Consider the following 22,839-nt stretch of genomic DNA (forward strand, 5'->3'; position numbering starts at 1 on the left):
GTGCGCGAAAAGCTCGGGTTCGCGGCGGACGATTTCGTCGACGCGGCGCAGCTTGCGGAGGGCGGCGTGCCCGCGGCTTTTGCCGGCCGCGTCGCGTACCGTGCTGAGGAATTCGTACGCGCGCTCGACGCTGACCGGGCGCTCGAGCGGTTGATCGGCTTCGACGCAGTGATTCTGTCCTTGGTCGGCTCGGGGGTCGTCCCCATGTGTGCGGAAGACGCCCAATGGCGCGAGCGCGCGGGGCGACTGGGATGCGCGCTCGCTGCGCGCGCCGACGTCGTCGTGCGCATGACGTGCGGGATTCCCCAGGTCATCAAAGGAAACCTTGACGAAGCGCCCCGAGGGACGCAGGGCGCGGGCGCGCCTTTGGAAGTCGTCTTCGTGCGCCATGGTGCCACGGCGGGCACGGAAGACCATCGCTACAGCGGGGCGGGCACCGACGAGCCCCTGTCGAGCGCGGGCGAGCGCGCTTTGCGCGACCTCGCGTGCGATCGTGACGTGTTCCGTGCTATCACGAGCGGCATGGACCGCACCGACCAGACGGCGCGCATCCTCTTCCCGAATGCGGAACTTTTGGCGTGCCCCGGTCTGCGCGAGATGGATTTCGGCGACTTCGAGGGGCGAAGCGCCGCCGAGCTTAAAGAGGATGCGCGCTACCGCGCCTGGGTAGACTCCTGGTGCGAGACGCGCTGCCCGCATGGCGAGCGCAAGAGCGATTTCACCCGCCGCGTCGTCGCGGCGTTTCGGGAGGCGTGCAAATCGGAGCGCGCCCAGGGGAGTGGGCGCGCCGTCTTCGTCGTTCACGCGGGTACCGTGAAAGCGTTGCTCTCCGAGCTAGCTGTCCCGAAAATGGGATATTTCGAGGTGCATACCGAGCCGGGCGGCGCATGGGCCGCCACCTGGGATGGGCGCTGCCTTCGCGACGTTCGCCCCGCTTCGGGGGGCGATGCCCGGTGATGACGATTCTTGCCGTCGCCGCTGGGTTCGCGGCCGACCTTGCCTTCGGCGACCCGCGCTGGCTTCCCCATCCCGTTGTCGCCATGGGGCGCGCGATCACGTGGGCCGAAGGCCACCTGCGGGGCGCATTCCCGCAAACGTCCGCGGGCACGCGCGCCGCAGGGCTTGTGCTCGCCGTGGCGCTTCCGCTTGCGTGTGGGCTTTTGACCTGGGGAATCCTGCATCTTTGCGGCATGGTTCACCCCGGCTTGCGCTTCGTTGTCGAGGCATGGGCGAGCTATCAGATTCTCGCGACATGCGAGCTGCGCCGCCAGAGCCTGGCCGTGGCCCGCGCGTTCTCGAAGGGCGGCCTTGTCGCGGCGCGCGAAGCCGTCGGGCTCATCGTGGGACGCGACACGTCTGTTCTCGACGAGCAGGGCGTCGCGCGCGCCGCCGTGGAAACGGTGGCGGAGAACGCGAGCGACGGCGTCATCGCGCCGCTTTTCTACCTTATGATCGGGGGTGCGCCCTTGGGCATGGCGTACAAGGCGGTGAACACGCTCGACAGCATGGTGGGCTACAAAAACGAGCGCTACATCGACTTCGGCTGCGCCTCGGCGCGCCTCGACGATGCGGCGAACTGGATTCCCTCGCGCTTATCGGCCCTGCTCATGATCGCCGTATGCCCGATCGTCGGGCTCGACGCGCGCGGGGCGGCGCGCATCTGGCGCCGCGACAGGCGTCGCCATGCGAGTCCGAACGCGGCGCAGACCGAGTCAGCGTGCGCGGGCGCGCTCGGGCTGCGTCTGGCAGGACCCGCGGTGTATTTTGGCAAGCTCGTTGAGAAACCGACGATAGGCGACGCGTCCCGCGAAATCGAGTGGGGCGACATCGCCCGGGCGACAAGGCTCATGCTCGCCGCGTCCGTATGCGCGCTCGTCGTCTTCGGCGCCGCGCGCGCGGCGGTCGTGCTCGCCGTGGGGGCGATGGCATGAGGGAAGACCACGCCGCGTCCCGGGCTGCGGGGGGAATCCTGCGCGCCCGTGCGCATGGGGGCAGCTCGCAATCGCTCGGCATCGCTTGCGAAGGGGGCGCCTCCGACCTCATTGACTTCTCGGTGAACGTGAATCCGGCAGGCCCCTCGCCGCGCGCCGTCGCCGCAGCTTGCAAGGCGCTTTCTCGAATCGACGCCTACCCCGATAGGGAAAGCCTCGCCCTCGTTCGCGCCCTAGCGCGTGCCCAGGGCATTCCCGAAGATACTATCGTCTGCGGCGCGGGCGCGTCCGACATCATCTGGCGGCTCGCCGCGGCGATGCGCCCGAAACGCATCGTCGTGTGCGCGCCGACGTTCTCTGAATATGCGGAGGCGGCATCGTACTACGGCGCATGCGTGCAGGAGTTCCCGCTCTCCGAAGCGGACGACTTCGACGTGCCCGCCTCCTTCGCCCGCGCGATCGAGGGGCCGGGAGACGTGGCGTACCTCTGCAATCCGAACAACCCGACGGGGCGCCTCGTCGACCCCAGCGTGATCGATGCCGCGGCTTGCCGCTGCGAGCAGGTGGGCGCGCTGCTCGTCGTGGACGAGTGCTTCCTCGGATTTGCGCCCGACGCCCGCGAAAGGAGCGTGGCCGCATGCGCCGCGTGTTCGCGCCATGTGGCCGTGCTCTCCGCGTTCACCAAGCTCTACGGAATGGCGGGGTTGCGGTTGGGATATCTGATCAGCGGAAACGCCCAACTCATCGAGGGGATTCGCCGGGCGGGGCAGGCGTGGCCCGTCTCCTCGGTCGCCGAGGCCGCGGGCATCGCCGCCCTGGAAGACGTCGAATACGTCTCGCGCACGCGCGATGTATTGGCGGGCGAGCGAGCGTGGCTTTCCCACGAGCTCTCCTCGCTCGGGCTTTCCGTCGTGCCGTCGGATGCGAACTTCCTTTTAGTCCGCACGCCGGCGAAAGACATCCCCGAGCGCCTGTATAAACAGGGGGTTTTGGTCCGCACGTGCGACTCGTTTTCGGTACTGTCCCGTTTCTGGTGCCGCGTCGCGGTGCGCACGCGCAAGGAGAATGCCCGGCTTGCGATGGCCTTCAGCCGCGCGCTTCGGGTGGAAGGTGCATCGGGCGAAGCCGAACCCGACGAACGGGGCGGCGCTTCTTGCAGCGGCGCTATGGCGGGCGCGGATGGCCGAGGCTCGGCGAAGGAGGTCGATACCCGTGGGTAGGGCGAAGCCCATCATGATCCAGGGCACCATGTCGAACGCGGGGAAGAGCCTGCTTGCGGCGGGGCTGTGCCGTGTGCTTTCGCAGGACGGCCTGCGCGTGACTCCCTTCAAGAGCCAGAACATGGCGCTCAACAGCGGTGTCACGGCCGACGGGCTCGAGATGGGGCGCGCCCAGATCATGCAGGCCGAGGCGTGCGGCATTGCGCCCGACGTGCGCATGAACCCCATCCTGCTCAAGCCCGAAAGCGACCACCGAAGCCAGCTCATCGTGGCCGGTAAGGCGCAGGGAGCCTTCGCTGCGAGGGACTACTTCGCGCGAAAGAAGGCGCTCATGCCGCAGATTTTGGAGGCGTTCGATTCGCTCGCGGAGGAAAACGACGTCATCGTCATCGAGGGCGCCGGCAGCCCCGCCGAAATCAACCTTGCCGAAAACGACATCGTCAACATGGGGCTCGCGCGCGCCGTGTCCTCCCCCGTGCTGCTCGCGGGCGACATCGACCCAGGCGGGGTGTTTGCCCAGCTCTACGGCACGGTCGCGCTCTTTGCGCCCGAGGATCGCGCGCTTTTGCGGGGGCTTGTGGTGAACAAGTTCCGCGGCGATGTGGAAATTCTGCGCCCGGGTTTGGCCCCGCTCGAGAAGATGTGCGGGGTTCCCGTCGTGGGGGTCGTGCCGTATCTTACGCTCGACCTGGACGACGAGGACTCGCTCGCGCCGCGCTTATCTGCCCGCGAGGCGCGCGGCGTCATCGACGTCGCCGTCGTGCGCCTTCCGCATCTGTCGAACTTCACCGACTTCGACCCGCTTTCGCGCGTGCCCGGCATGGGTGTGCGCTACGTTTCCTCGACGACCGATCTGGGCCGACCCGACCTAGTGGTGCTCCCCGGCTCGAAGGCTACGCTCGACGACGCGCGCTGGCTTGCGGCTAGCGGCATCGGAGCCTGTGTACGCGCGCTTTCGGGCGCGGGCACGCCGGTGCTCGGCATATGCGGAGGCTACCAGCTTTTGGGAGACGGGCTTTCCGACCCGCACGGCAGGGAAGGCGCTGGCACCGCGCGCGGGCTCGGGCTCATCCCTGCAAGTACGGTGTTCAAGGAAGAAAAGCGCCTCGCCCAGTCGGAGCTGCGCATCACGGGCGCCCAAGGCGCGTTCTCGGTGTGGAACGGCATGACGGCGCGCGGGTACGAGATTCACGACGGCGAAACGACCGTCTCCTGCGCCCCTGCGGGCACGATTGGCGGCAAACCAGAAGGCGCGGCCTGCGGAAACGTGTTCGGAACCTATCTCCACGGCCTGTTCGACGAACCGGGGGTGGCGCTCGCTCTCGCGCGCTCGCTCGCGCGCATGCGCGGCCTGCCCGAGAGCGTCGTGGGTGCTGCGGGCGCAGCGTCCGCGGCCGATCACCGTGCGCGCGAGTTCGACCGCCTGGCCGATGTCGTGCGCGGGGCGCTCGACATGGAGTATGTCTACCGCGTTATCGAGGAGGGCGTATGATCCACGTGTATCATGGCGACGGCAAAGGCAAGACCACGGCGGCGATGGGCCTCGCCCTTCGCATGCTCGCCGCAGGCCGCCGCGTCGTCGTCGTGCAGTTCCTGAAAGACGGCGAAAGCGGGGAGGCGCGCCTGCTCGCCGAGCATTTCGGCGTGCCCGTGTTCGCGGGGAAGGTGTCGGACAAGTTTACCTGGTCGATGACGTCGGAAGAACTTGCCGCGACGTGCGAGCTGCACGATGGGAACCTCGCTTCCGCGCTCGCCGAGTACGAGGGCGCGCAGGAGGGGCTGCTCGTGCTCGACGAGGCGCTCGATGCGCTTTCGAAGGGGCTTGTCGATGAGGCGCTCGTGGACCGTGCGCTCGATATGTCCGCGCGCGGCGTCGAAGTAGCGCTCACCGGGCGCGCGCCTTCCCGCAAGATCGTGGAGAAGGCCGACTACATAACCGAGATGCGGTGCGAGAAACACCCCTACGCTCAGGGGATATGTGCAAGGGAAGGAGTGGAGTACTAGATGGATTCCAAGGAGATGGCGCCCGGCGACATCGAGCGGCGCAGCTTCGAGATCATCACCGAAGAGCTCGGCGGCCGCACGTTCCCGCCGCTCGAAGGGCCCGTCGTGAAGCGCGTCATCCACACCACTGCCGACTTCTCGTACGCCGATTCCCTCGTGTTCACCCATGACGCCGCGCACTGTGCGCTCGACGCACTGCGCGCAGGGGCCACGGTGCTCACCGACACGAACATGGCGCTCGCAGGCATAAGCAAGCCCGCGCTCGCGAAGCTCGGCTGCAAGGTCGTATGCTACATGGCCGACCCTGATGTCGCCGCGGCTGCGCGTGCCGCGGGCACGACTCGCGCCGTTGCGAGCATGGACAAAGCTTGCGGCATCGAGGGTCCGCTCATCGTGGCCGTCGGCAACGCTCCCACAGCACTTCTGCGTCTCGCCGAGCTCATGGACGCGGGAAAGATCGCGCCCGCGCTCGTCGTTGGGGTGCCGGTCGGGTTTGTGAACGTGGTCGAGGCGAAAGAGGAGCTACTCGCGCGACGCGTGCCGGCCATCGTCGCGAGGGGTCGCAAGGGCGGTTCGACCGTGGCGGCCGCCATTATGAACGCGCTGCTCTACCAGATCACGCGCCCAGGCGGCCCGAAGTGACGGCGCCCGCATCCGCGCCGGCGCTGCGCATCTTCGCCGGCACCACCGAGGGCCGCCTTCTGTGCGAATGGGCGAGCGAGGCGGGCATCCCCGCCCGTGCCTACGCGGCAACCGAGTTCGGAGGCGAGCTTTTGGGCGAGCTTCTGGGCATCGAGGTGCATGCGGGCAGGCTCGACGAGGCCGACATGGAGCGCGAGCTTTCCGGCGCGCGCATCGTCGTCGACGCCACGCACCCCTTCGCTACGCTCGCAAGCGGCAACATCCGGGCCGCTTCGCTCGCCGTGGGTGCACGATGCCTGCGTCTTGCGCGCCCGGCCGAGGCGCTGCCCAAAGGCATCGTGTCGGTCGCGTCGATCGCCTGCGCGGCGCGCTTTCTCTCCGAGAACCCGGGTCGCGCGCTTCTCACGACGGGGAGCAAGGAGCTTGCTCCCTACACGCGCGTCGCCGATTTCGCGGAGCGCTTCTTCGTGCGTGTGCTCCCGCTGCCCGGTGCTATAACGAAGTGCATCGACGCGGGGTTTTCGCCGTCACACGTCATCGGCATGCAGGGGCCCTTCACCCGCGAGCTCAACGAGGCGATGCTTCGGCAGGTGGGCGCCCAGTGGCTTGTGACCAAGGACTCGGGAACCGTAGGCGGCACGGCCGAGAAGCTTGCCGCCGCGCGCGACGTGGGAGCGCGCTGCATCGTGGTCACCCGTCCCGCCGAGGGAAGCGGGGCCCTTTCGCTTCGGGAAGTGGAAGATGCGCTCTTACGAGAGTTCGCGCGCTAGGCGCTCACCGCGCCTAGGGCCCTTTAATAAGTTGCGGTGAAATAGTGTCTGTTTCTGCTGCTAGATAGCATATTCAGTCTCTAATTCACCGCAACTTTTTGGTGGTGACTTACTGGTAGCGTAGGCACTCCACCGGGTTGAGCTTTGCCGCGCGGCGAGCGGGGTAGAAGCCAAAGATTACGCCGATGCCGACGGAGACGGCGAAGGCCAGCAGCACCGTGGCGATTGAAAAACTCGGCGTGATTTGCCCACTGGCACCGAGCTCGCCAAGAATCCCGAATCCGGAGGCAAACATCGCGAGGCCCCATGCCAGCAGATAGCCAATCAGGACACCCAACAGTCCGCCGGTGACGCATAGCGCCGAGGACTCGGCCAAAAATTGTGCGGTGATATCGCGACGACTGGCGCCCAGAGCGCGGCGGATGCCGATCTCGCGAATGCGCTCAGTCACGTTGGTGAGCATCATATTCATAATGCCGATACCGCCGACAAGCAGCGAGATGCTGGCGACAGCACCCATGATGAGCGAGAACGCGCCCATAAAGGAGTTGAGTGCATCGATGGCGCTTTTCATGGATGTCGCCGATACACTGTCGTACTCATCATCCTCCGCGATGCCCTTCATCGCGCGCACCTTGGACTCGATGGTCTTACAAAGCTCATCCATGTCCGTGCCCTCGGCGGCAAGTGCCGTCACGCTGGGGAATGAAGGATTTTCGTCGCCAAACAGCCCGGCGATGGTTTCGCGTGGCATATACAGCGTGAGTGAGCCCATGGAGTCGCTGCCGCCATCAATCACGCCTACAATCTGCACCTCGCCGTTGGACACCTTGATGGTTTTCCCCAGCGCATCCTGTTCGTTGCCGTAAAGCTGATCGGCGCCGCCGCGGCTGATGAGCGCCACTCGCGAGCCTGATTGGGACTCGGCCTGGGAATAGGTGCGCCCCGCAACGAGCTTGCTGGCCCCCACGGCGTCGAGCATGTCGCTATCGACACCCTGTGCCATGACGGTATAGCTTTTATCGCCGGTCTTGTACTCGGTATACGCGCTGTCGACAATGCCGATCTGCTCTATCTGCGGCACCAGTTTTTGAAGCTTCTCGATGTCCGACTCGGTGAGTTCTTGCGACGAATAGATTTGCACCATGCGTGCCGCATTGAGGCCCAGACTGTTGACCAGGCTGTTTTGGATGCCGCCGATGAGCGAAGTCATGGCGATAACCGAGGCGATGCCGATGACAATGCCCAGGATGGTGAGCAGGCTGCGCCCCTTGTTGGCCTCGAGCGAGTGAAGGGCTTCCTGGATGAGATCACGGGTGCTCATGCCACCACTCCTTTCGGCGGGTTGGCGGAGGCGGAAATCATGGGCAGGCTATCTACGGCGCTGCGCAGGGTCCGCGGTGCATGTGGAATATACGCGCCGTCGTGAATTCGACCGTCGCGGATGGTCGCGGCACGGTCGGCCTCGGCGGCAATGCCGGGGTCGTGTGTGATGAGCACGATGGTTTTGCCGCGCTCCTGGAGCTTATGGAAGGTCTCCATTACAAGCGCTCCAGTGGCGGAGTCCAGGTTCCCCGTCGGCTCGTCAGCAAGAATTATGGGCGGGTCATTGACGAGGGCGCGCGCGATGGCGACGCGCTGCATCTGTCCGCCCGAGAGCTCTGATATGCGGTGGTCCCAGTGGTCGACCGGCAGCGTGACGGCCTGCAGCGCGTGCACGGCGCGCATTTCGCGCTGGCTACGGGGCACATTGGTGTAGGCCAGCGGCAGCATGACGTTTTCGATGACCGATAGGCGCGGCAGCAGGTTGAAGCTCTGAAAGACAAAGCCAATGCTCAGGGCGCGGACTTCGGTGAGCTCGTCATCATCGAGCTCGGCCACGTTGAGCCCTTGCAGGTAGTAGTCACCCGCTGTCGGCTTATCCAGGCAGCCTAGGATGTTCATGAGCGTCGACTTGCCCGAGCCCGAGGGGCCGGTAATGGCCACGAACTCACCGGGATTTACCGCCAGGCTCACGTTGTGCAGGATGTGGGCGCAACCTGCCTCGCTCTCAAAGATGCGGTGCACGTTGCGAATGTCGATAACGGGACGCATTACATGTCCTCATCGGCAGTCATACTGCCCGAATCCGCGCTGTAGCCGCCGTCAGCCGTTGCGTCCGCTCCGGTGTCCATGACGAGGGTGTCGCCATCGCGCAGCTTGGTAACCGGCACGTTGGGGTTGATCTCGTTGCCCTGGTCGTCGCGCTTGACCTGTGTCTTGCCGACTACGGCTTCGTTGTCGTTTTGCGTTACGACGGTCACATTCACACGATGGGTTTGCTTGCCCTCGTCATCAGTCGCCACGTTGACGTAATAGTGTTCGCCGTCTTCGGTCATGAGCGCCATCGTCGGCACCATCTCCACGTCGTCGAGCTGCTCGGTCACCACCGAGACCTCGGCCGTCATGCCCGGCTTCAGGCGCGCGTCGGGCGCCTCGATGAGGATGTCGACGTTAAAGGTCACGCTGCCGCCACCGTTGGCGGCGTCGGAGTTTGCCACCGACGCGATAGCCGTGACGGTGCCCTGGCTCACGATATCGGGAAACGCGGGATACGTGACGTTGGCGCTCTGCCCAACGGCGATCTTGGCGATGTCCTTTTCGCCCACCTGTACGGTCACTTTCATCTTGGATAGGTCGGCGATCTGCATGCACTGCTTGCCGCCGCTCGTATCGCTTTCGCCCATGATCATGCCGCCTGTTACCGTGGCGCCCACCTTGGCGTTGAGCTCCACGATGCTACCCGAGCTCGGGGCCGTGACCGTACGGCTGGCTGCCTTGGCGTTCGCCTGATCGAGGTTTGCCTGGGCCGATGCGAGGCTGCGCTGCGCGGCCGATACGGCGTTCGTGTCCGCTGATGCGGCGGAGACGCCAGCCGCTGCGGAAGCTCCATCGGCGTCCGTCGTCGGGGTGGCCTGCGCGGCGGTTGCGGCTTTCTGCGCGTTGGCGAGGTCTTCCTGAGCGGCTGCAACTGCACGCTGCGCCTCGGCAACGTTGCGGTCGAGCTCGTCGTTTTTAATGGTCATAAGCACGTCGCCCTCGTTGACGGATTGGCCTGCCTGCACGTTGATCGAATCGACCGTGCCGTCGACAGAAGGGGAGACCACTGAGGACGAAATGGGTTTGAGCTGGCCTTTCGCCTCGACCGTTGAGCTAAACGTGCCCTCGGTCACCATGTCGGTCACAGGCCCGCTAGCGCCTTGTGGCTGCGCATTGATAACCAGGGTTGCGACAATGGCAATGAGCGCGATGGCACCCACGACGCCGGCGGCAATACCGCGTCGAATCAGCTTTTTGCGTCGACGTTCGGCGCGTTTTGCCTTGAGCTTGGCATATGCCTCTTCATCGGAAATCTCGGCCGTATCGTTCGCGCGTCCGCTCTGCTTGTCGGTGTGTGCGTTTGTAATCAGAGGAATCGTTTCGGTGGCACCTTCGGGCGTGTGCTCGGTATCATCCGGGCCCGGGGTGATGGTGGGGACATTCGGCATAGCGTCTCCTTTATAGAAAGAACCTTGATAAGTATATGCGCCCACCGGTTGGGGTGGGCGCATAGAACGGTTTCTTTCGGAACTGTTAGATTGGTCGCAGCGGTTCCACGTTGTAGGAATGCGCGCGTTGCACTATGAGTGGACAACCACGCACAGGCCGACTTTGATGCAGTCGTGCAGTGCCTTGGCGTCTGCCAGGCGCAGGTTGATGCAACCGTGGCTGCCGCACCACTTGTACGACTCGGCATTATCGAAGCTCTTGTCGTTTTGCCAGGTGGCATCGTGGAAGCCGATCATATTGCCCTCAAACGGCATCCAGTAGCTCACCGGGCTTTCGTATTTGGGCTTACCGGTCTCGGGGTCCTTGGCTCCGATCAGGGTGCTGCCGCCGTCGTTGCTGTTGATCTGCCACACGCCCTCGGGGGTTGCGTCTTCGCCCGGTTTGCCGGAAATAAAGTTGGCCTCCCAAACGATATTACCGTTCTCGTCATAGTAGCGCGCGTGCTGCTCGGACAGGTCGACGTCGATATACGCCTTCCAGTCGGGCTCTCCCTTTGCGGTAAAGGTGTCGGCCTTCTGGGAGTACTTGATCTCGATTTCGCCGGTCTGCTTGTTGTTAATGGCGTCCTCGACCTGCTTGGCGAGCGAGCTGCTGTCGATGGACCAACCAAAGTCACCGCCTTCGACGGCGCACTGCTTGCCATCGGCGCGCGTCCACCAGCGAGTGGAGCCAACGGTATTAAAGCCGTTGGCGAGCTCGGCTGCCCAGCTGCTGATCTGCGTCGTATCGAGCGTGGGGTTGGCCGGATCGGCAAAGCTGATCCACTGCAATACGGAGCTGCCATCAACCTTGCCGGCATCCTCGCCGTTGAGCTTGAGGGTCACGTTGACGCCCAGGAAGTTGTTGGCGGCATCGCATGCGGCCTGAATCTGATCATCGGTCAGCGTTCCATTGAGCGGTTCATAGGCATCGTTGTCGAGCTTGGAAAGATCTACGGTCTCGGCCAGCGAGGCAAGCTCGAGTTCGGCATACTTAATGACATGCTCGCGGTTGAGTTTTTCGTTGGAGCGCGCCTTCTCGACGGTAAACTTGCCGGCCTGCTCGTCATAGGAGCTATTGGCCTCGAACGTGCCCGAACGCCCCTCGTTAAACTCGTCGATGGCGGCGCCCAGATCCTTCTCAAACTTCTTTTGGTCAAAGGTGTCGGAGAGCATGGACAGGTCGACGTCTTGATCAAGATCGACTTCGTTGGAGGTAGCGGTTGTTTTGGTTTTGCCGCTTAAGGATTCCACAAGACGGACCGGCCATACAAAGGCTTCGTTGTGGCTGATGATCTCTTTTGCGGCAGCTTCGCCATCGACGATGGGCTCATCGGACTCGGGCTGATAGGTCCAGCTAAAGTCATCGCCTGTCACGGTGAGCTTATAGTGCTTCCATGCCGAGTTGACCTTGGTGGCAGCAGACGAAGCGTTAGAGAACGAGACGTCGACGCCGGCAATGGTGGTGTTGGGGTAGGCTACCTGCGAAAACGCTACCATGCCTACGATATAGACAATGACGATAAGACCTAGGACGACAAAGAGCGTCGTCTTTTTGCCTGACTTATTGTTCTTGGCGGGTTTGCGTGCGGGGCCGCGATCGCCTCGAGCGTGCGTGGGGGGCTGCTTGGGCGCATTGCCGTTTGCCTGGCGCTGCTGACGTTGTTGACGCTGCTGTCGCTGCTGGTTCGGGCGTTGGGAAGCGTTTGCCGCACCACGCTGCTGACCGTGGCTCGGCGCGATAGGACGCGGCGACTGAACGCCGCCGGTGTGCCTGCTCGGCTGCTGCGGATCGGGAATCAGTTGAGTTCGATCGTTTTGCGACATCGTATGCATATCCTTCGAATTTCGCCTTATGGCTCATCGTGTTTTTACTGGGCTTGCATTATAGCGATTGCCCTGCTGTTTGTGGTACGGAAACGGTGGCATTCAAAAGAGGTGGGACATTTGTCCCACCTTTGAGTCATTCTTTGCCGTTATCCGCACACACCGCATTTTGCACAGGCCGAAAGTGCGGCCGGAGCCTGCGCGATGCCGCCCTTTGCCGTCTCGCGCAGCGTGGCCGGCAACGCGTGACCCACCGAGAGCATGACATGTGCCATCTGGTCAAACGGAACCAGGCTCTTAATGCCTGCGAGGGCGAGTTGTGCCGAGCTAAAGGCCGCTGCCACGCCGATGGCGTTGCGGTTTTGGCAGGGCACCTCCACGAGGCCACCGACGGGGTCACAAACGAGGCCCAGCAGGTTACTCAGCGCGATGGAACTGGCGTCGAGCGCCTGCTCGGGCGTGCCGCCGAGCATCTGCACCAGCGCGGCGGCTGCCATGGCGGCGGCGCTTCCCACCTCGGCCTGGCATCCGCCCTCGGCGCCGGCGACGCAGGCGCTCGTGGTGAGGTTGAGGCCGATGGCGGCTGCGCAGTAGAGCGCGTCCATGACCTGCTCGTCGTCGAGCTGCAGGCGATCGGCGAGTGCAAGCACGCAGCCGGGCACAACACCCGCTGAGCCTGCCGTGGGGGCGGCGACGATCACGCCCATGGTGGCGGAGCGTTCGAGCACGGCCATCGCGCGGGCCACGGCATCGGTCTGAACGGGGCCCATCAGGCTTGCGCTCAAATCGTTGCGGCCGGTGGCTTCGACAAGCTTGGCCTCGCCGCCGATAAGCCCGCCGAGCGAACGCTGCGGATTGGCGATGGGGGCCGTGGTCTCCTCGCGCATGACGTCGAGCACGCGGCGCATGGCAGCGACGGCGTGGGCCTCGCCGGTCAGACGCGCCTCGCGAACGGCCATGACGGCGCCGATGCTGAGCCCCAGTTCCTCACACGCATCGAGCAACTGCTCGCCGTCGTCGAAGATTTCCTTGGCCGAGACGCCGGGGGAGAGCGACGAGGCAGAACCGGGGAGTTCGATAAACGTTGCGTAATCGACATTGTCGAGCTTGCGCAGCATGGGGACGACGGTGTCGTCGGGCGCGCCGTCGGTCTCAAAGACGGAGTAGGCCTGGCCGCCCACTTCGGTGCGGTAGGTGCGGCAGAAGGCGATGTTTACATGGGCGTAGGCGAGCAGGTTGGTGAGCGCGGCGAGTACACCGGGGACGTCCTTGTGCGCCACGAAGAGCGTGGAATACATGCCCGAGATGTCGACGCCGACGCCGTTAATGCGGCTGATGCGCATCTTGCCGCCGCCCAGGCTCTCGCCGCGGACCTGTGCCGTGGCGCCCGTGTCGTCGACCATGTCAATGTCGACGGTGTTGGGGTGGATGGACGCGTCGTCGCCCTTGATGTCAAAGTGATATTCGAGGCCCTGCTCGCGTGCGAGGTCGAAGGCCTGCTTGATGTTCTCGTCATCGGTGTCGAGGCCCAGTATGCCCGCGACGAGCGCACGGTCTGTGCCGTGGCCGCGGTAGGTGTGGGCGAAGGAGTTCCACAGGCCAAAGGTGACCTTGGTGATGCGACCTTCCAACAGGCTGGCGGCAACTTGGGCGCAGCGGAGGGCGCCGGCGGTGTGCGATGAGCTGGGGCCGACCATGACGGGGCCCAAGATCTCGAATGCCGAGGTCGTAGCTAGTGTTTGCGGCTTGCCTGCCATGGGTGCTCCTTTTCTATCCCGTCGTTCCGAGGGCTTTGGTATTTGGTCGCCTGCTCTACAGTCCTGGCTCGCACGGAGGCCACATTAAGTGGCCTCCGGCTCGTGCGGAACTCGCGACCGACCAAATACCAAAGCCCTCGGAACTAAGGATACATGGTAGAGGCGCGTGTGCTGCAAAATTCATTAGCTGGTGACGCAGCGTGGGCTCATATCGAAGCATCTTCACCACCGTTTAAATAAAAAGAAGTACCGGTTGGGAGCGGTACTTCTTTTTTAAGCGCTTATGTCGTTGAAACCTTGGCGGTTCTTAATTACAGGCCGCAGGCTGCTTTGAGTTCTTCGACTCGGTCGGTTTTCTCCCAGGTGAAGTCGGCGTCTTCTCGGCCGAAGTGACCGTAGGCTGCCGTCTTTTCGTAGATGGGGCGGCGCAGGTCCAGGTCGCGGATGATTGCACCCGGGCGCAGGTCGAAGGTCTTCTCTACGGCTTCAACGATCTTGTCCTCGGCAACATGTGCGGTACCGAAGGTGTCGACCATGATTGAGAGGGGTTTGGAAACGCCGATGGCGTAGGCAAGCTCGACTTCGCAGCGGTCGGCCAGGCCGGCGGCGACCACGTTCTTGGCGACCCAGCGTGCGGCATACGCGGCGGAGCGGTCAACCTTGGTGCAGTCCTTACCGCTAAAGGCACCGCCGCCGTGACGGCCGTAGCCGCCGTAGGTGTCGACGATGATCTTGCGGCCGGTGAGGCCCGTGTCGCCCATGGGGCCGCCCACGACAAAGCGACCGGTGGGGTTCACGTAGATGTCTGCGTTATCCCACGGCATGTTCTCGGCAGCCATGACCGGGGTGATGACGTGCTCGATGAGGTCGGCCTTGATCTTGCCCATGTCCTCGATCTCGGCGGCGTGCTGCGTGGAGATGACGATGGTCGTGACCTCGACGGGCTTGCCTTCCTCGTAGCGCACGGTGACCTGGGTCTTGCCGTCAGGGCGCAGATAGGGCAGGGTGCCGTCGTGGCGCACGGCTGCCAGGCGCTCGGCCAGGCGGCTTGCCAGGTAGTGCGGCATGGGCATGAGGGTCTTGGTCTCGTTGGAGGCGTAGCCGAACATCATGCCCTGGTCGCCGGCGCCGATCAGGTCGATCGGGTCGGTGGTAGCGCCGGTCTGGGTCTCAAACGACTCGTCGACGCCCTGGGCGATATCGGGGGACTGCTCGTGGATGAGGCTCATGACGCCGCAGGTATCGCAGTCAAAACCGAACTTTGCACGGTTGTAGCCAATGCGGCGGATAACGCCACGGGCGATTTCCTGTACGTCGACGTAGGCCTGGGTGCGAATCTCGCCGGCGACGATGACGGTGCCGGTGGTCACGAGGGTCTCGCAGGCGCAGCGGACGTTCTCCACGTTGGCAGGCACGCCGTTGGGGGCGATGTAGCCCTGCTCCTGGAGCTCTATTTCTTTGGCGAGGATTGCGTCGAGGACGGCGTCGCTGATCTGGTCAGCGATCTTATCGGGATGACCTTCGGTCACCGACTCCGACGTAAAAACAAAGGACCCGTGTTGGGGCGGGATGGAACGAAGTTCTTCTGACATGATTGTCCTTTCAAAAACGTGTCCCGGCGACCGTTACCATTCCGCCGGGCTCTCTATGCAAGGGCACATCATAGCGCGTAAATCAAACATTCACACCCTTTCCGCACCTACTCATTGGGGACAGGCTTAAATGACTACCCTTACCTAAGTGCCGACAGGTTGTCCAATGACTGGTCATTTAAGTCTGTCCCCAATGAGTAGGTCGGTGCCCTTTGTGCGGAGGTTGCTTTGATGCTTTATACTGGTGCGGTTAGACATCCATCCTGCAATCGAGGAGATATCCATGGCATCAGACGTTCGCGTCCGCTTTGCACCCTCACCGACGGGCAAGCTGCACATCGGCGGCGCCCGCACCGCTATCTATAACTGGGCTTTCGCCCGTGCTAACGGCGGCACGTTCATCCTGCGCATCGACGACACCGACCCCACCCGCTCCACCGACGAGAACACGCAGATCATCCTGCGCGCCATGCGTTGGCTGGGCCTGGACTGGGACGAGGGTCCCGAGGTGGGCGGCGATTTTGGCCCCTACGCCCAGACCGAGCGCCTGGACCTGTACAAGCAGGCCGCCCAGAAGCTTTGGGACGAGGGCAAGGCCTATCCCTGCTTCTGCACCAAGGAGCAGCTCGAAGCCGACCGCAAGGCCGCGCAGGAGCGCAAGGACCCCTTCCAGGGCTATCAGCGCCGTTGCCGCGATCTTGATCCCGAGGAGGCCCGCCGTCGCATCGAGGCCGGCGAGTCCTACGTCCTTCGCATCAAGGTGCCCGAGGACCGCGGCGACGTCGTCATCCACGACGCCGTCCACGGCGAGGTAACCTTCGACGCCAAGGAGCTTGACGACTTTGTCATCTTCCGTTCCGACGGCACGCCCACGTACAACTTCGCGACCGTCGTCGATGACGCCATGATGAAGATCACTCACGTCATCCGCGGCGACGACCACCTGTCCAACACCCCGCGTCAAGTCATGGTGTACGAGGCCCTCGGCGCTCCCGTGCCCACGTTCGCCCACATCTCCATGATCCTGGGCGCCGACGGCAAAAAGCTCTCCAAGCGCCACGGCGCCACCTCCGTGGAGGAGTACCGCGACGCCGGCTACCTGTCCGACGCCTTCGTCAACTACTTGGCGCTGCTCGGCTGGTCGCTCGACGGCGAGACCACGATCATCCCGCGCGATGTCCTGGCCAGCAAGTTTTCGCTCGACCGCATCTCCAAGAACCCGGCGACCTTCGACCCCAAGAAGCTCGACTGGGTCAATGCCGAGTACATCAACGGTATGTCCGACGCCCAGTTTGCCGATGAGATCATGGTCCCCGAGCTGCACGAGGCGGGTCTCATCGAGGGTAATGTCGAGTACGGCGAGGATTGGATCGACGCGCTTGCCGCCATTGTCAAGCCGCGCACCAAGATGCCTGCCGACGCCGTGACCGTCGCCGCTCCCATCTTCGCTACGGCCGAGACGCTCGAGTATGACGAGAAATCCGTCAACAAGGGCCTGGCCAAGGAGGGCATGGGTGCCATTCTGGATGCCGCCAAGGCCGCGCTTGAGGGTGTTACCGAGTGGACGGCCGCCAACATCGATGCCGCGCTTGAGCCGCTCCCCGAGCAGATGGACCTCAAGAAGCGCGTGGTGTTCCAGGCCGTGCGCGTCGCCGTCTGCGGCAACATGGTGAGCCCTCCGCTGGGCGAGACCATGGCGCTCGTCGGTCGTGACGACTGCCTGGCGCGCATTGACCGCGCCCGCACGATGGCGCTGTAATCGCTGCGCAAACGTATGTATCCGAGCCCCGTTCACTCAGAGCGGGGCTCTTGTTTCTGTAGACGTATGGGTTAGGAGGTGCTGGGACTATGGCCGAGCAACTGTCGCTGTTTGGTTCACCGGAACCGGAGGAAGCTCCGAAGTCCGCGGCTCCTGCCGCCGCCCCGGCGCAGCCCGAGCCCGCACCCGAACCCGTCGCCGCCTATGCGAGCGTAATCCTCGACATCCCGACGCGTGCACTGTCCGAGCCGTTTGCTTACGGCATCCCGCAACCCCTCGCCAGCGAGGCCCAGATCGGCTCCACCGTCCTAGTTCATTTTGGCAACCGTGCGGCCGCGGGCTACATCGTTGACATCGCGCCCGAGCTGGGCGACCTGCAAGGCAACAACGCCTTCGATCCTGCGCGCATCAAGCCCGTCGAGGCGATTCTCAGCAAACCGCTCTTTAGTGCCGAGGCCGCCCGCATCGCGCGTTGGATGAGCCGCGAATATGTCGCAACCCTTTCCGAGTGCCTGCGCCTGTTCTTGCCCCCGGGTGGAAGCCCGCGCGTGGTCAAGGGCGATGATGGCGTGCGGACCGTTGAGCGCCCCGCCGTTAAACCCATCCAAAACCGCTGGGTCATGCTTACGCCCGAGGGCTTCGACTATACGCCGCCCAAGACCGCAGTTCGCCAGCGTCAGCTCATCGAGGCGCTCCAGTGCGGGCCGGTCACGACGCGCGACCTCAACCTGCTTTATAACAGTATGTCGGCGACCATCAAGGCGCTCGAAAAACGCGGCGTCGTGGTGGTGGAGGAGCGACGTGCGTGGCGTGGATGCAGCGAGCAGACCACGCTGTCCTCGGCAAGCGGCAAGGCGCCGGTCGCACTTACCAACGGCCAGCAGCAGGCGCTCGCGCAGATTGAGCGCGCCCGTCTTGACGCCCACGGAGACGTGGTCCTTGTCGACGGCGTCACCGGCTCCGGCAAAACCGAGGTTTACCTTTCGGCGATTGAGCGCGTGCTGGCGGCCGGCCGTTCGGCCTGCGTGCTGGTGCCCGAGATCTCGCTGACGGCCCAGACCGTCGGCCGCTTCCGCTCGCGCTTTGGCGAGACGGTCGCTGTGTTCCATTCGCGTCTTTCTGCTGGTGAGCGTCTGGACCAGTGGGATATGGTCGCCAGCGGTGCCGCACGTGTGGTCGTGGGTGCCCGCTCGGCGCTCTTTTGCCCACTCAGCGACTTGGGCCTCATCATCATCGACGAGGAACACGAGACCAGCTACAAGCAGGGCTCCAGTCCGCGCTACCACGCGCGCGAGGTGGCGGCCGAGATGGCGCGGCGCTATCGCTGCCCGCTTGTGTTGGGCTCTGCCACGCCTTCTGCCGAGGCCCTCGACCGCTGCCGCCGTGGCACGTATAACGGTGCCACCTGGACGCGCGTCGAGATGCCCGAGCGCCCAAGACACGCCGTGCTGCCGACTGTCCGCATTGCCGACCTGCGCCGTGAGTTCTCGCACGGCAGTCGTTCCATGTTCTCAAAACCGCTGATGGAGGGCCTGGAGCGCGTGGTCGAGCGCCGCGAGAAGGCCGTGCTGCTGCATAACCGCCGTGGCTTTGCGCCGTTTCTGATGTGCCGCGAATGCGGCTGCGTGCCCACCTGCAACCACTGCTCCACCGCGCTTACGTATCACGAGCGCACACACACGCTGCAGTGCCACACCTGCGGTTCGTCTTGGCGCGTGCAGCCGTATCCCGCGCCCACGAGCCGTTGCCCCAAATGTGGCAGTCGCTACCTGGCAAAAATGGGTCTGGGCACTCAACAGATCGAGGACGCGCTGCACCAGATGCTTCCTGAGGATGTCGCCATTATTCGCATGGATGCCGATTCCACGCGCGGCAAGGATGCGCACAAAAAGCTGCTCGAGCAATTCGATGCGGCCGATTGCGCCGTTTTGCTGGGCACCCAAATGATCGCAAAGGGTCTCGACTTTCCCGAGGTCACGCTCGTGGGCGTGGTCAATGCCGACTTCGCCCTCAAGCTGCCGGACTTCCGCGCAGGGGAGCGCGCCTACGACCTGCTGGAACAGGTGGCGGGCCGTGCCGGTCGCGGCGATCGTCCCGGCGAGGTGATCATCCAGACCTACCTGCCCGATGACCCGGTAATTCGCGCCGTCGCTGAGCACGACCGTTCGATCTTTACCGACTACGACCTGGATCAGCGCCGCGACGCGCTGTACCCGCCGTTTGTTCGCCTGGTCAACATTTTGGTGTGGTCGGCGAACCGAGACGACGCGCAGGACTACATCGGGCGCATTGCAAAGCTTCTTAAGCGCCGTTGGCATGCCGCCGCGCCCGACTTTTTGCGGGCGGGCAGCGCGGTGCCGCAGGTGCTGGGCCCAGCTTCGTGTGTAATCGAGAGAGCCAAGGACCGTTACCGCTTCCATCTGCTTGTGAAGTCGCCCGTGGGGTACCATGTCTCTGATGATATCGACGCCTGCCTCAAAGAGGTGGGCTCTTTGCGCGGCGTGAGCGTGAGCGTTGACGTCGACGCCTATGATTTGATGTAACAACCCGAAAGGATGGCCATGGAAGCCAACGGAATCGTTCTGTCGCCCGACCCTCGTCTGCGCCAGGAGTGCGTCGTCATCGAGGAGATTACCCCGGCGATCGAGGCGCTTGCCGAGAAGATGAAGAAGATAATGTTCGAGAACGGTGGCTGCGGCCTGGCTGCTCCGCAGATCGGCGAGCTTATTCAGCTCGTCACCATCGACTGCGACTACAGCGACAAGAACGACTACGACCCGTACGTGCTCATCAATCCCGTTATTGTTGAGCAGAGCGACCATCTGGTGCCCTTTAGCGAGGGCTGCCTTTCCATCCCTGGCATTAGCTGCGAGATTGAGCGTCCCGACCATGTCGTCGTCGAGGCGTATGACTTGGATGCCAACCTTATTCGCTATGAGGCCACGGGCGATCTGTTCTGCGTGTGCCTGCAGCATGAGATCGATCACCTGCACGGTAACACCATGTTCGAGCGACTGAAGCCGATGCAGAGGATCAAGGCCGTCAAGGAGTACCAGGACGCCCTGGCCCGCGGCGCTCGACCGGGCGAGACGGAGTAGGTTTGTCCGTCCCCGGGGCGCCCGCCTATATCATCCCGTGCTCAAACATTCTTGCTGCGCTGCGAAACTGCGCGCGGGACGATATAGGCGGGCGCCCCGGGGACTACGTTGACGCTGCTTGACTCGCCCGGGTGCCGTCGGGCCAGGGAAGGGCGTCTTCGCTGATAATTGCTTTGTTGGAAGAGCTGCTTTTATTGCGGCTCTTTCTTTGGTTTTGGGTATATTTGTTTTTGTTGAATTGTTCTTGCGGATGGGCCGGGTACTTGGCTTTCCGCTGTTCTTTGTAGCCGTCTCGGCTTTGGTTGAGGGGAGACGTCCTTTATGCGTATTGTGTTTATGGGTACGCCTGATTTTGCTGAGCCTTCGCTGGTTTCGCTTGTTGAGGCTGGGAATGAGATTGCGCTTGTTGTTACTCGTCCTGATGCTGTTCGTGGGCGTGGTAAGAAGCTGGAGCCGTCTCCTGTTAAGGCTAAGGCGCTTGAGCTGGGGTTGCCGGTCGTTGAGGCCAATCGTATGACGCCTGAGGTTGTTGAGGCGCTTCAGGCTGCGCAGGCTGATATTTTCTGCGTGGCTGCGTATGGCTGCATTTTGCCTGATGACGTGCTGCATATGGCACCGCTCGGCATTGTAAATGTTCATGCGTCCTTGCTGCCCCGTTGGCGTGGGGCTGCTCCTATTCAGCGTGCCATTCTTGCTGGTGATGAGATTGCTGGCGTTTCCATTATGCGTATTGGACATGGCGTGGATACCGGCGCTTATTGCGCGCAGGCCTCGACCTCGGTTGTCGGTAAGCATGCTGAGGCGCTGACCATGGAGCTTGGTGAGCTTGGCGGCAAGCTGCTTGCCAGTACGCTTCCTTCTCTTGCCGATGGCTCGGCTGTTTGGACTGAACAGGATGAGGCGCTCGTTACCCATGCTGCCAAGATTTCTAAGCAGGAGATGCGTCTGGATCCGCAAATGGCGGCGCTTGATTGCGTGCGTCATGTGCTGGCCTCGTCCGATACCGCGCCTGCCCGATGCGTGATTGCCGGCAAGACCGTGCGCGTGCTCGATGCTGCACCGGCCGATGTCTCGCTTGGCGAGGGCGCTGTTGACGTTAAGAACAAGCGTGTTTACCTGGGTCTTTCCGATGGCTCGGTTGAGTTGCTCGAGGTTAAGCCCGATGGTAAGCGTGCTATGGCCGCTTCTGCTTGGGCTGCTGGCCTGCAGGGCGCCGATCTTATCTGGGGTGTTTTGTCATGAGCAAGCTGTCTCCCGCGCGCAAACTTGCGCTCGATGTGCTGATGGAGGCCGATCGCCGCGGTATGTATGCGCGCGACGTGCTGTCCTCTCGCTCATCTGCCAAGGCTATTGACCAGCGCGATTCCGCTTTTGCCGCTCGTTTGGCACTGGGCGTTGCGGCTACCCAGGGTATTTTGGACGAGCTGCTCGATCAGTTTCTTGATAAGCCTAAAAAGGTTGCGCCGCGTGTTCGCATGGCGCTTCGTATCTCGGCCTTCGAGATGCTCTATCTGCATACGCCTGGTCGCGTTGCGGTGAGTCAGGGCGTTGAGCTGGTGCGCAGCGGAGCTAAGTCTGCCGCCGGTTTGGCCAATGCCGTGCTGCATAAGGTCGCGGAAAACGTTGAGGACTTTGCCACTGCGACCGATGTAGATGAGTCTGAGCGACGCTTGGTTCGTCTGTCGCGCCTGATGGGTCTACCGCGTTGGCTGTGCGCTCGCATTATGGCATCGTTCGACACGCCTGAGGGTGCGCTTAACTTTGCCGGCAATCTGGCCCCCGCGCCGCTGGCCCTTCATGAGAACGCCTTTGCTACCAAGCCCGATCCGTATATCTCGCAGCTCGTCGCGCCTGTCTTCCCAGGCTGCCATGCCCCGGTTGATGCCCAGGTTACGGTTGCGTCGGGCGTATTTGAGCGTGCTGCCGCGGTGGCCTCGGACCTTAACGCACAGCTTATCGCCACAGCTGCCACGCGCCCTGGAAGCTGCCTTGAGATTGGTGCCGGTCGCGGTACCAAGACCTATGTGATGATGTGCCAGGCTAAGCGCGCCGGCTATGAGCGTCAGCATACGGCACTTGATCTTCATGACCGCAAGTGCGATCTGAATCTCGCTCGCCTGCATAAGGCCGGTATTCAGGGCGTTCGTACGGTTTCGGGTGATGCCTGTGAGCTTGATGAGGTGCTCACATCGTTTGATGCCATGCTTGGAGAGCCGGTTAAGTTCGACACGGTCTTTATCGATGCGCCGTGCTCGGGCACCGGCACCATGCGCCGTCATCCTGAGATCCCGTGGCGCCTAACCGAGAATGATGTGACGACCGAGTTACCCAAGCTTCAGCTGACGATGCTTAAGGAGGCTTCTGCGCGCGTGGCCGCCGGCGGAGAGCTCATCTATGCCACCTGCTCGGTTTTTGATGAAGAGAACACGCAGGTCGTGAATGCCTTCCTGGCCTCTTCCGAGGGCGCCGACTTTAGCGTCGCACCCCTCTCCGAGGCGCAGATTCTGCAACTCCCCGAGTTCGATCAGGCCAAGAAGCTCGTATCCGTACGCCAGAACGATCGAGGCCTCTTCCAAAGCGTACCGGTAAACGCCGATTCCTACGACGGCCACTTCTGCGCCAGGCTGGTCCGCAACTAACTACTAATTTGCGGTGAAATAGGGATTGAAAAAC

General features: G+C 63.3%; 18 protein-coding genes. 12 read left to right on the top strand and 6 right to left on the bottom strand.

From position 1 onward, the window contains the following. Genes ABCP74_RS04010 through cobK form a run of 7 tightly spaced genes read left to right on the top strand, consistent with a single transcriptional unit; the run spans position 1 to position 6,567 of the window. Complete coding sequence (locus ABCP74_RS04010; RefSeq protein ID WP_343000822.1) at positions 1-957, top strand: histidine phosphatase family protein; 957 nt, start codon at positions 1-3, stop codon at positions 955-957. After that, on the top strand, positions 957-1,931 hold the full coding sequence (gene cbiB, locus ABCP74_RS04015) for an adenosylcobinamide-phosphate synthase CbiB (protein ID WP_343000821.1): 975 nt from the start codon (positions 957-959) through the stop codon (positions 1,929-1,931). Before ABCP74_RS04010 ends, cbiB begins: the two co-directional genes overlap by 1 nt. Further along, the gene (locus ABCP74_RS04020) at positions 1,928-3,151 is read left to right on the top strand and encodes a pyridoxal phosphate-dependent aminotransferase (RefSeq protein WP_217108428.1); all 1,224 of its coding nucleotides are present in this window, start codon (positions 1,928-1,930) and stop codon (positions 3,149-3,151) included. The genes cbiB and ABCP74_RS04020 overlap by 4 nt, the downstream gene beginning before the upstream one ends. Then, a complete protein-coding gene (locus tag ABCP74_RS04025; protein WP_343000820.1) occupies positions 3,144-4,643 on the top strand; it encodes a cobyric acid synthase in 1,500 nt (499 codons plus the stop codon). The genes ABCP74_RS04020 and ABCP74_RS04025 overlap by 8 nt, the downstream gene beginning before the upstream one ends. Next, on the top strand, positions 4,640-5,155 hold the full coding sequence (locus ABCP74_RS04030; RefSeq protein WP_343102193.1) for a cob(I)yrinic acid a,c-diamide adenosyltransferase: 516 nt from the start codon (positions 4,640-4,642) through the stop codon (positions 5,153-5,155). Before ABCP74_RS04025 ends, ABCP74_RS04030 begins: the two co-directional genes overlap by 4 nt. Continuing rightward, complete coding sequence (locus ABCP74_RS04035) at positions 5,156-5,797, top strand: precorrin-8X methylmutase (protein WP_343000819.1); 642 nt, start codon at positions 5,156-5,158, stop codon at positions 5,795-5,797. Continuing rightward, a complete protein-coding gene (cobK, locus tag ABCP74_RS04040; protein WP_343000818.1) occupies positions 5,794-6,567 on the top strand; it encodes a precorrin-6A reductase in 774 nt (257 codons plus the stop codon). The genes ABCP74_RS04035 and cobK overlap by 4 nt, the downstream gene beginning before the upstream one ends. 109 nt (positions 6,568-6,676) lie before the next feature. Here the strand turns inward: cobK and ABCP74_RS04045 are convergent, their stop codons facing one another. The 6 genes from ABCP74_RS04045 to metK all read right to left on the bottom strand — a co-directional run bounded on the left by ABCP74_RS04045 (position 6,677) and on the right by metK (position 15,309). Next, positions 6,677-7,891 carry an ABC transporter permease gene (locus tag ABCP74_RS04045; RefSeq protein ID WP_343000817.1) on the bottom strand — a complete coding sequence of 405 codons (1,215 nt, stop codon included), beginning with the start codon at positions 7,889-7,891 and terminating at the stop codon, positions 6,677-6,679. Further along, on the bottom strand, positions 7,888-8,661 hold the full coding sequence (locus ABCP74_RS04050; protein WP_343000816.1) for an ABC transporter ATP-binding protein: 774 nt from the start codon (positions 8,659-8,661) through the stop codon (positions 7,888-7,890). The genes ABCP74_RS04045 and ABCP74_RS04050 overlap by 4 nt, the downstream gene beginning before the upstream one ends. After that, positions 8,661-10,094: an efflux RND transporter periplasmic adaptor subunit gene (locus tag ABCP74_RS04055; protein ID WP_343000815.1), complete on the bottom strand. Its 1,434-nt coding sequence runs from the start codon at positions 10,092-10,094 to the stop codon at positions 8,661-8,663. The genes ABCP74_RS04050 and ABCP74_RS04055 overlap by 1 nt, the downstream gene beginning before the upstream one ends. 132 nt (positions 10,095-10,226) lie before the next feature. Then, the gene (locus ABCP74_RS04060) at positions 10,227-11,960 is read right to left on the bottom strand and encodes a L,D-transpeptidase (protein WP_343000814.1); all 1,734 of its coding nucleotides are present in this window, start codon (positions 11,958-11,960) and stop codon (positions 10,227-10,229) included. Positions 11,961-12,109: 149 nt separating this feature from the next. Beyond that, positions 12,110-13,717, bottom strand: a complete 1,608-nt coding sequence (sdaAA, locus tag ABCP74_RS04065; protein ID WP_343000813.1) for an L-serine ammonia-lyase, iron-sulfur-dependent, subunit alpha — start codon at positions 13,715-13,717, stop codon at positions 12,110-12,112. Between the two features lie 311 nt (positions 13,718-14,028). Continuing rightward, positions 14,029-15,309 (bottom strand): methionine adenosyltransferase, encoded by a 1,281-nt coding sequence (gene metK, locus ABCP74_RS04070; protein ID WP_117636948.1) that lies wholly within the window; start codon positions 15,307-15,309, stop codon positions 14,029-14,031. A gap of 283 nt (positions 15,310-15,592) precedes the next feature. Here metK and gltX point away from each other — a divergent pair, with 283 nt between their 5' ends. From gltX to ABCP74_RS04095, 5 genes are all read left to right on the top strand, one after another. Then, complete coding sequence (gene gltX / locus ABCP74_RS04075; protein WP_343000812.1) at positions 15,593-17,068, top strand: glutamate--tRNA ligase; 1,476 nt, start codon at positions 15,593-15,595, stop codon at positions 17,066-17,068. 89 nt (positions 17,069-17,157) lie between these two features. After that, positions 17,158-19,611 (top strand): replication restart helicase PriA, encoded by a 2,454-nt coding sequence (gene priA, locus ABCP74_RS04080; RefSeq protein ID WP_343000811.1) that lies wholly within the window; start codon positions 17,158-17,160, stop codon positions 19,609-19,611. Positions 19,612-19,629: 18 nt separating this feature from the next. Then, on the top strand, positions 19,630-20,166 hold the full coding sequence (gene def / locus ABCP74_RS04085) for a peptide deformylase (RefSeq protein WP_343000810.1): 537 nt from the start codon (positions 19,630-19,632) through the stop codon (positions 20,164-20,166). A 321-nt stretch (positions 20,167-20,487) separates the two neighbouring features. Continuing rightward, entirely contained in the window at positions 20,488-21,408 is a 921-nt protein-coding gene (gene fmt, locus ABCP74_RS04090; RefSeq protein ID WP_343000809.1) for a methionyl-tRNA formyltransferase, read from the top strand. Further along, positions 21,405-22,805, top strand: coding sequence for an RsmB/NOP family class I SAM-dependent RNA methyltransferase (locus ABCP74_RS04095; RefSeq protein ID WP_343000808.1), 1,401 nt, complete (start codon positions 21,405-21,407; stop codon positions 22,803-22,805). Before fmt ends, ABCP74_RS04095 begins: the two co-directional genes overlap by 4 nt. Positions 22,806-22,839: the final 34 nt, after the last annotated feature.

Source organism: Collinsella aerofaciens (genome assembly GCF_039062315.1).
GTDB lineage: Bacteria > Actinomycetota > Coriobacteriia > Coriobacteriales > Coriobacteriaceae > Collinsella > Collinsella aerofaciens_BG.

Excerpts from the sequence above, each read along its gene's own strand:
- ABCP74_RS04095 (WP_343000808.1), top strand. The coding sequence starts at position 21,405 with ATGAGCAAGCTGTCTCCCGCGCGCAAACTTGCGCTCGATGTGCTGATG.
- priA (WP_343000811.1), top strand. The coding sequence starts at position 17,158 with ATGGCCGAGCAACTGTCGCTGTTTGGTTCACCGGAACCGGAGGAAGCT.
- metK (WP_117636948.1), bottom strand. The coding sequence starts at position 15,309 with ATGTCAGAAGAACTTCGTTCCATCCCGCCCCAACACGGGTCCTTTGTT.
- fmt (WP_343000809.1), top strand. The coding sequence starts at position 20,488 with ATGCGTATTGTGTTTATGGGTACGCCTGATTTTGCTGAGCCTTCGCTG.
- gltX (WP_343000812.1), top strand. The coding sequence starts at position 15,593 with ATGGCATCAGACGTTCGCGTCCGCTTTGCACCCTCACCGACGGGCAAG.
- ABCP74_RS04030 (WP_343102193.1), top strand. The coding sequence starts at position 4,640 with ATGATCCACGTGTATCATGGCGACGGCAAAGGCAAGACCACGGCGGCG.
- def (WP_343000810.1), top strand. The coding sequence starts at position 19,630 with ATGGAAGCCAACGGAATCGTTCTGTCGCCCGACCCTCGTCTGCGCCAG.
- ABCP74_RS04035 (WP_343000819.1), top strand. The coding sequence starts at position 5,156 with ATGGATTCCAAGGAGATGGCGCCCGGCGACATCGAGCGGCGCAGCTTC.
- ABCP74_RS04060 (WP_343000814.1), bottom strand. The coding sequence starts at position 11,960 with ATGTCGCAAAACGATCGAACTCAACTGATTCCCGATCCGCAGCAGCCG.
- ABCP74_RS04055 (WP_343000815.1), bottom strand. The coding sequence starts at position 10,094 with ATGCCGAATGTCCCCACCATCACCCCGGGCCCGGATGATACCGAGCAC.
- ABCP74_RS04020 (WP_217108428.1), top strand. The coding sequence starts at position 1,928 with ATGAGGGAAGACCACGCCGCGTCCCGGGCTGCGGGGGGAATCCTGCGC.
- ABCP74_RS04050 (WP_343000816.1), bottom strand. The coding sequence starts at position 8,661 with ATGCGTCCCGTTATCGACATTCGCAACGTGCACCGCATCTTTGAGAGC.
- cbiB (WP_343000821.1), top strand. The coding sequence starts at position 957 with ATGACGATTCTTGCCGTCGCCGCTGGGTTCGCGGCCGACCTTGCCTTC.
- sdaAA (WP_343000813.1), bottom strand. The coding sequence starts at position 13,717 with ATGGCAGGCAAGCCGCAAACACTAGCTACGACCTCGGCATTCGAGATC.
- ABCP74_RS04045 (WP_343000817.1), bottom strand. The coding sequence starts at position 7,891 with ATGAGCACCCGTGATCTCATCCAGGAAGCCCTTCACTCGCTCGAGGCC.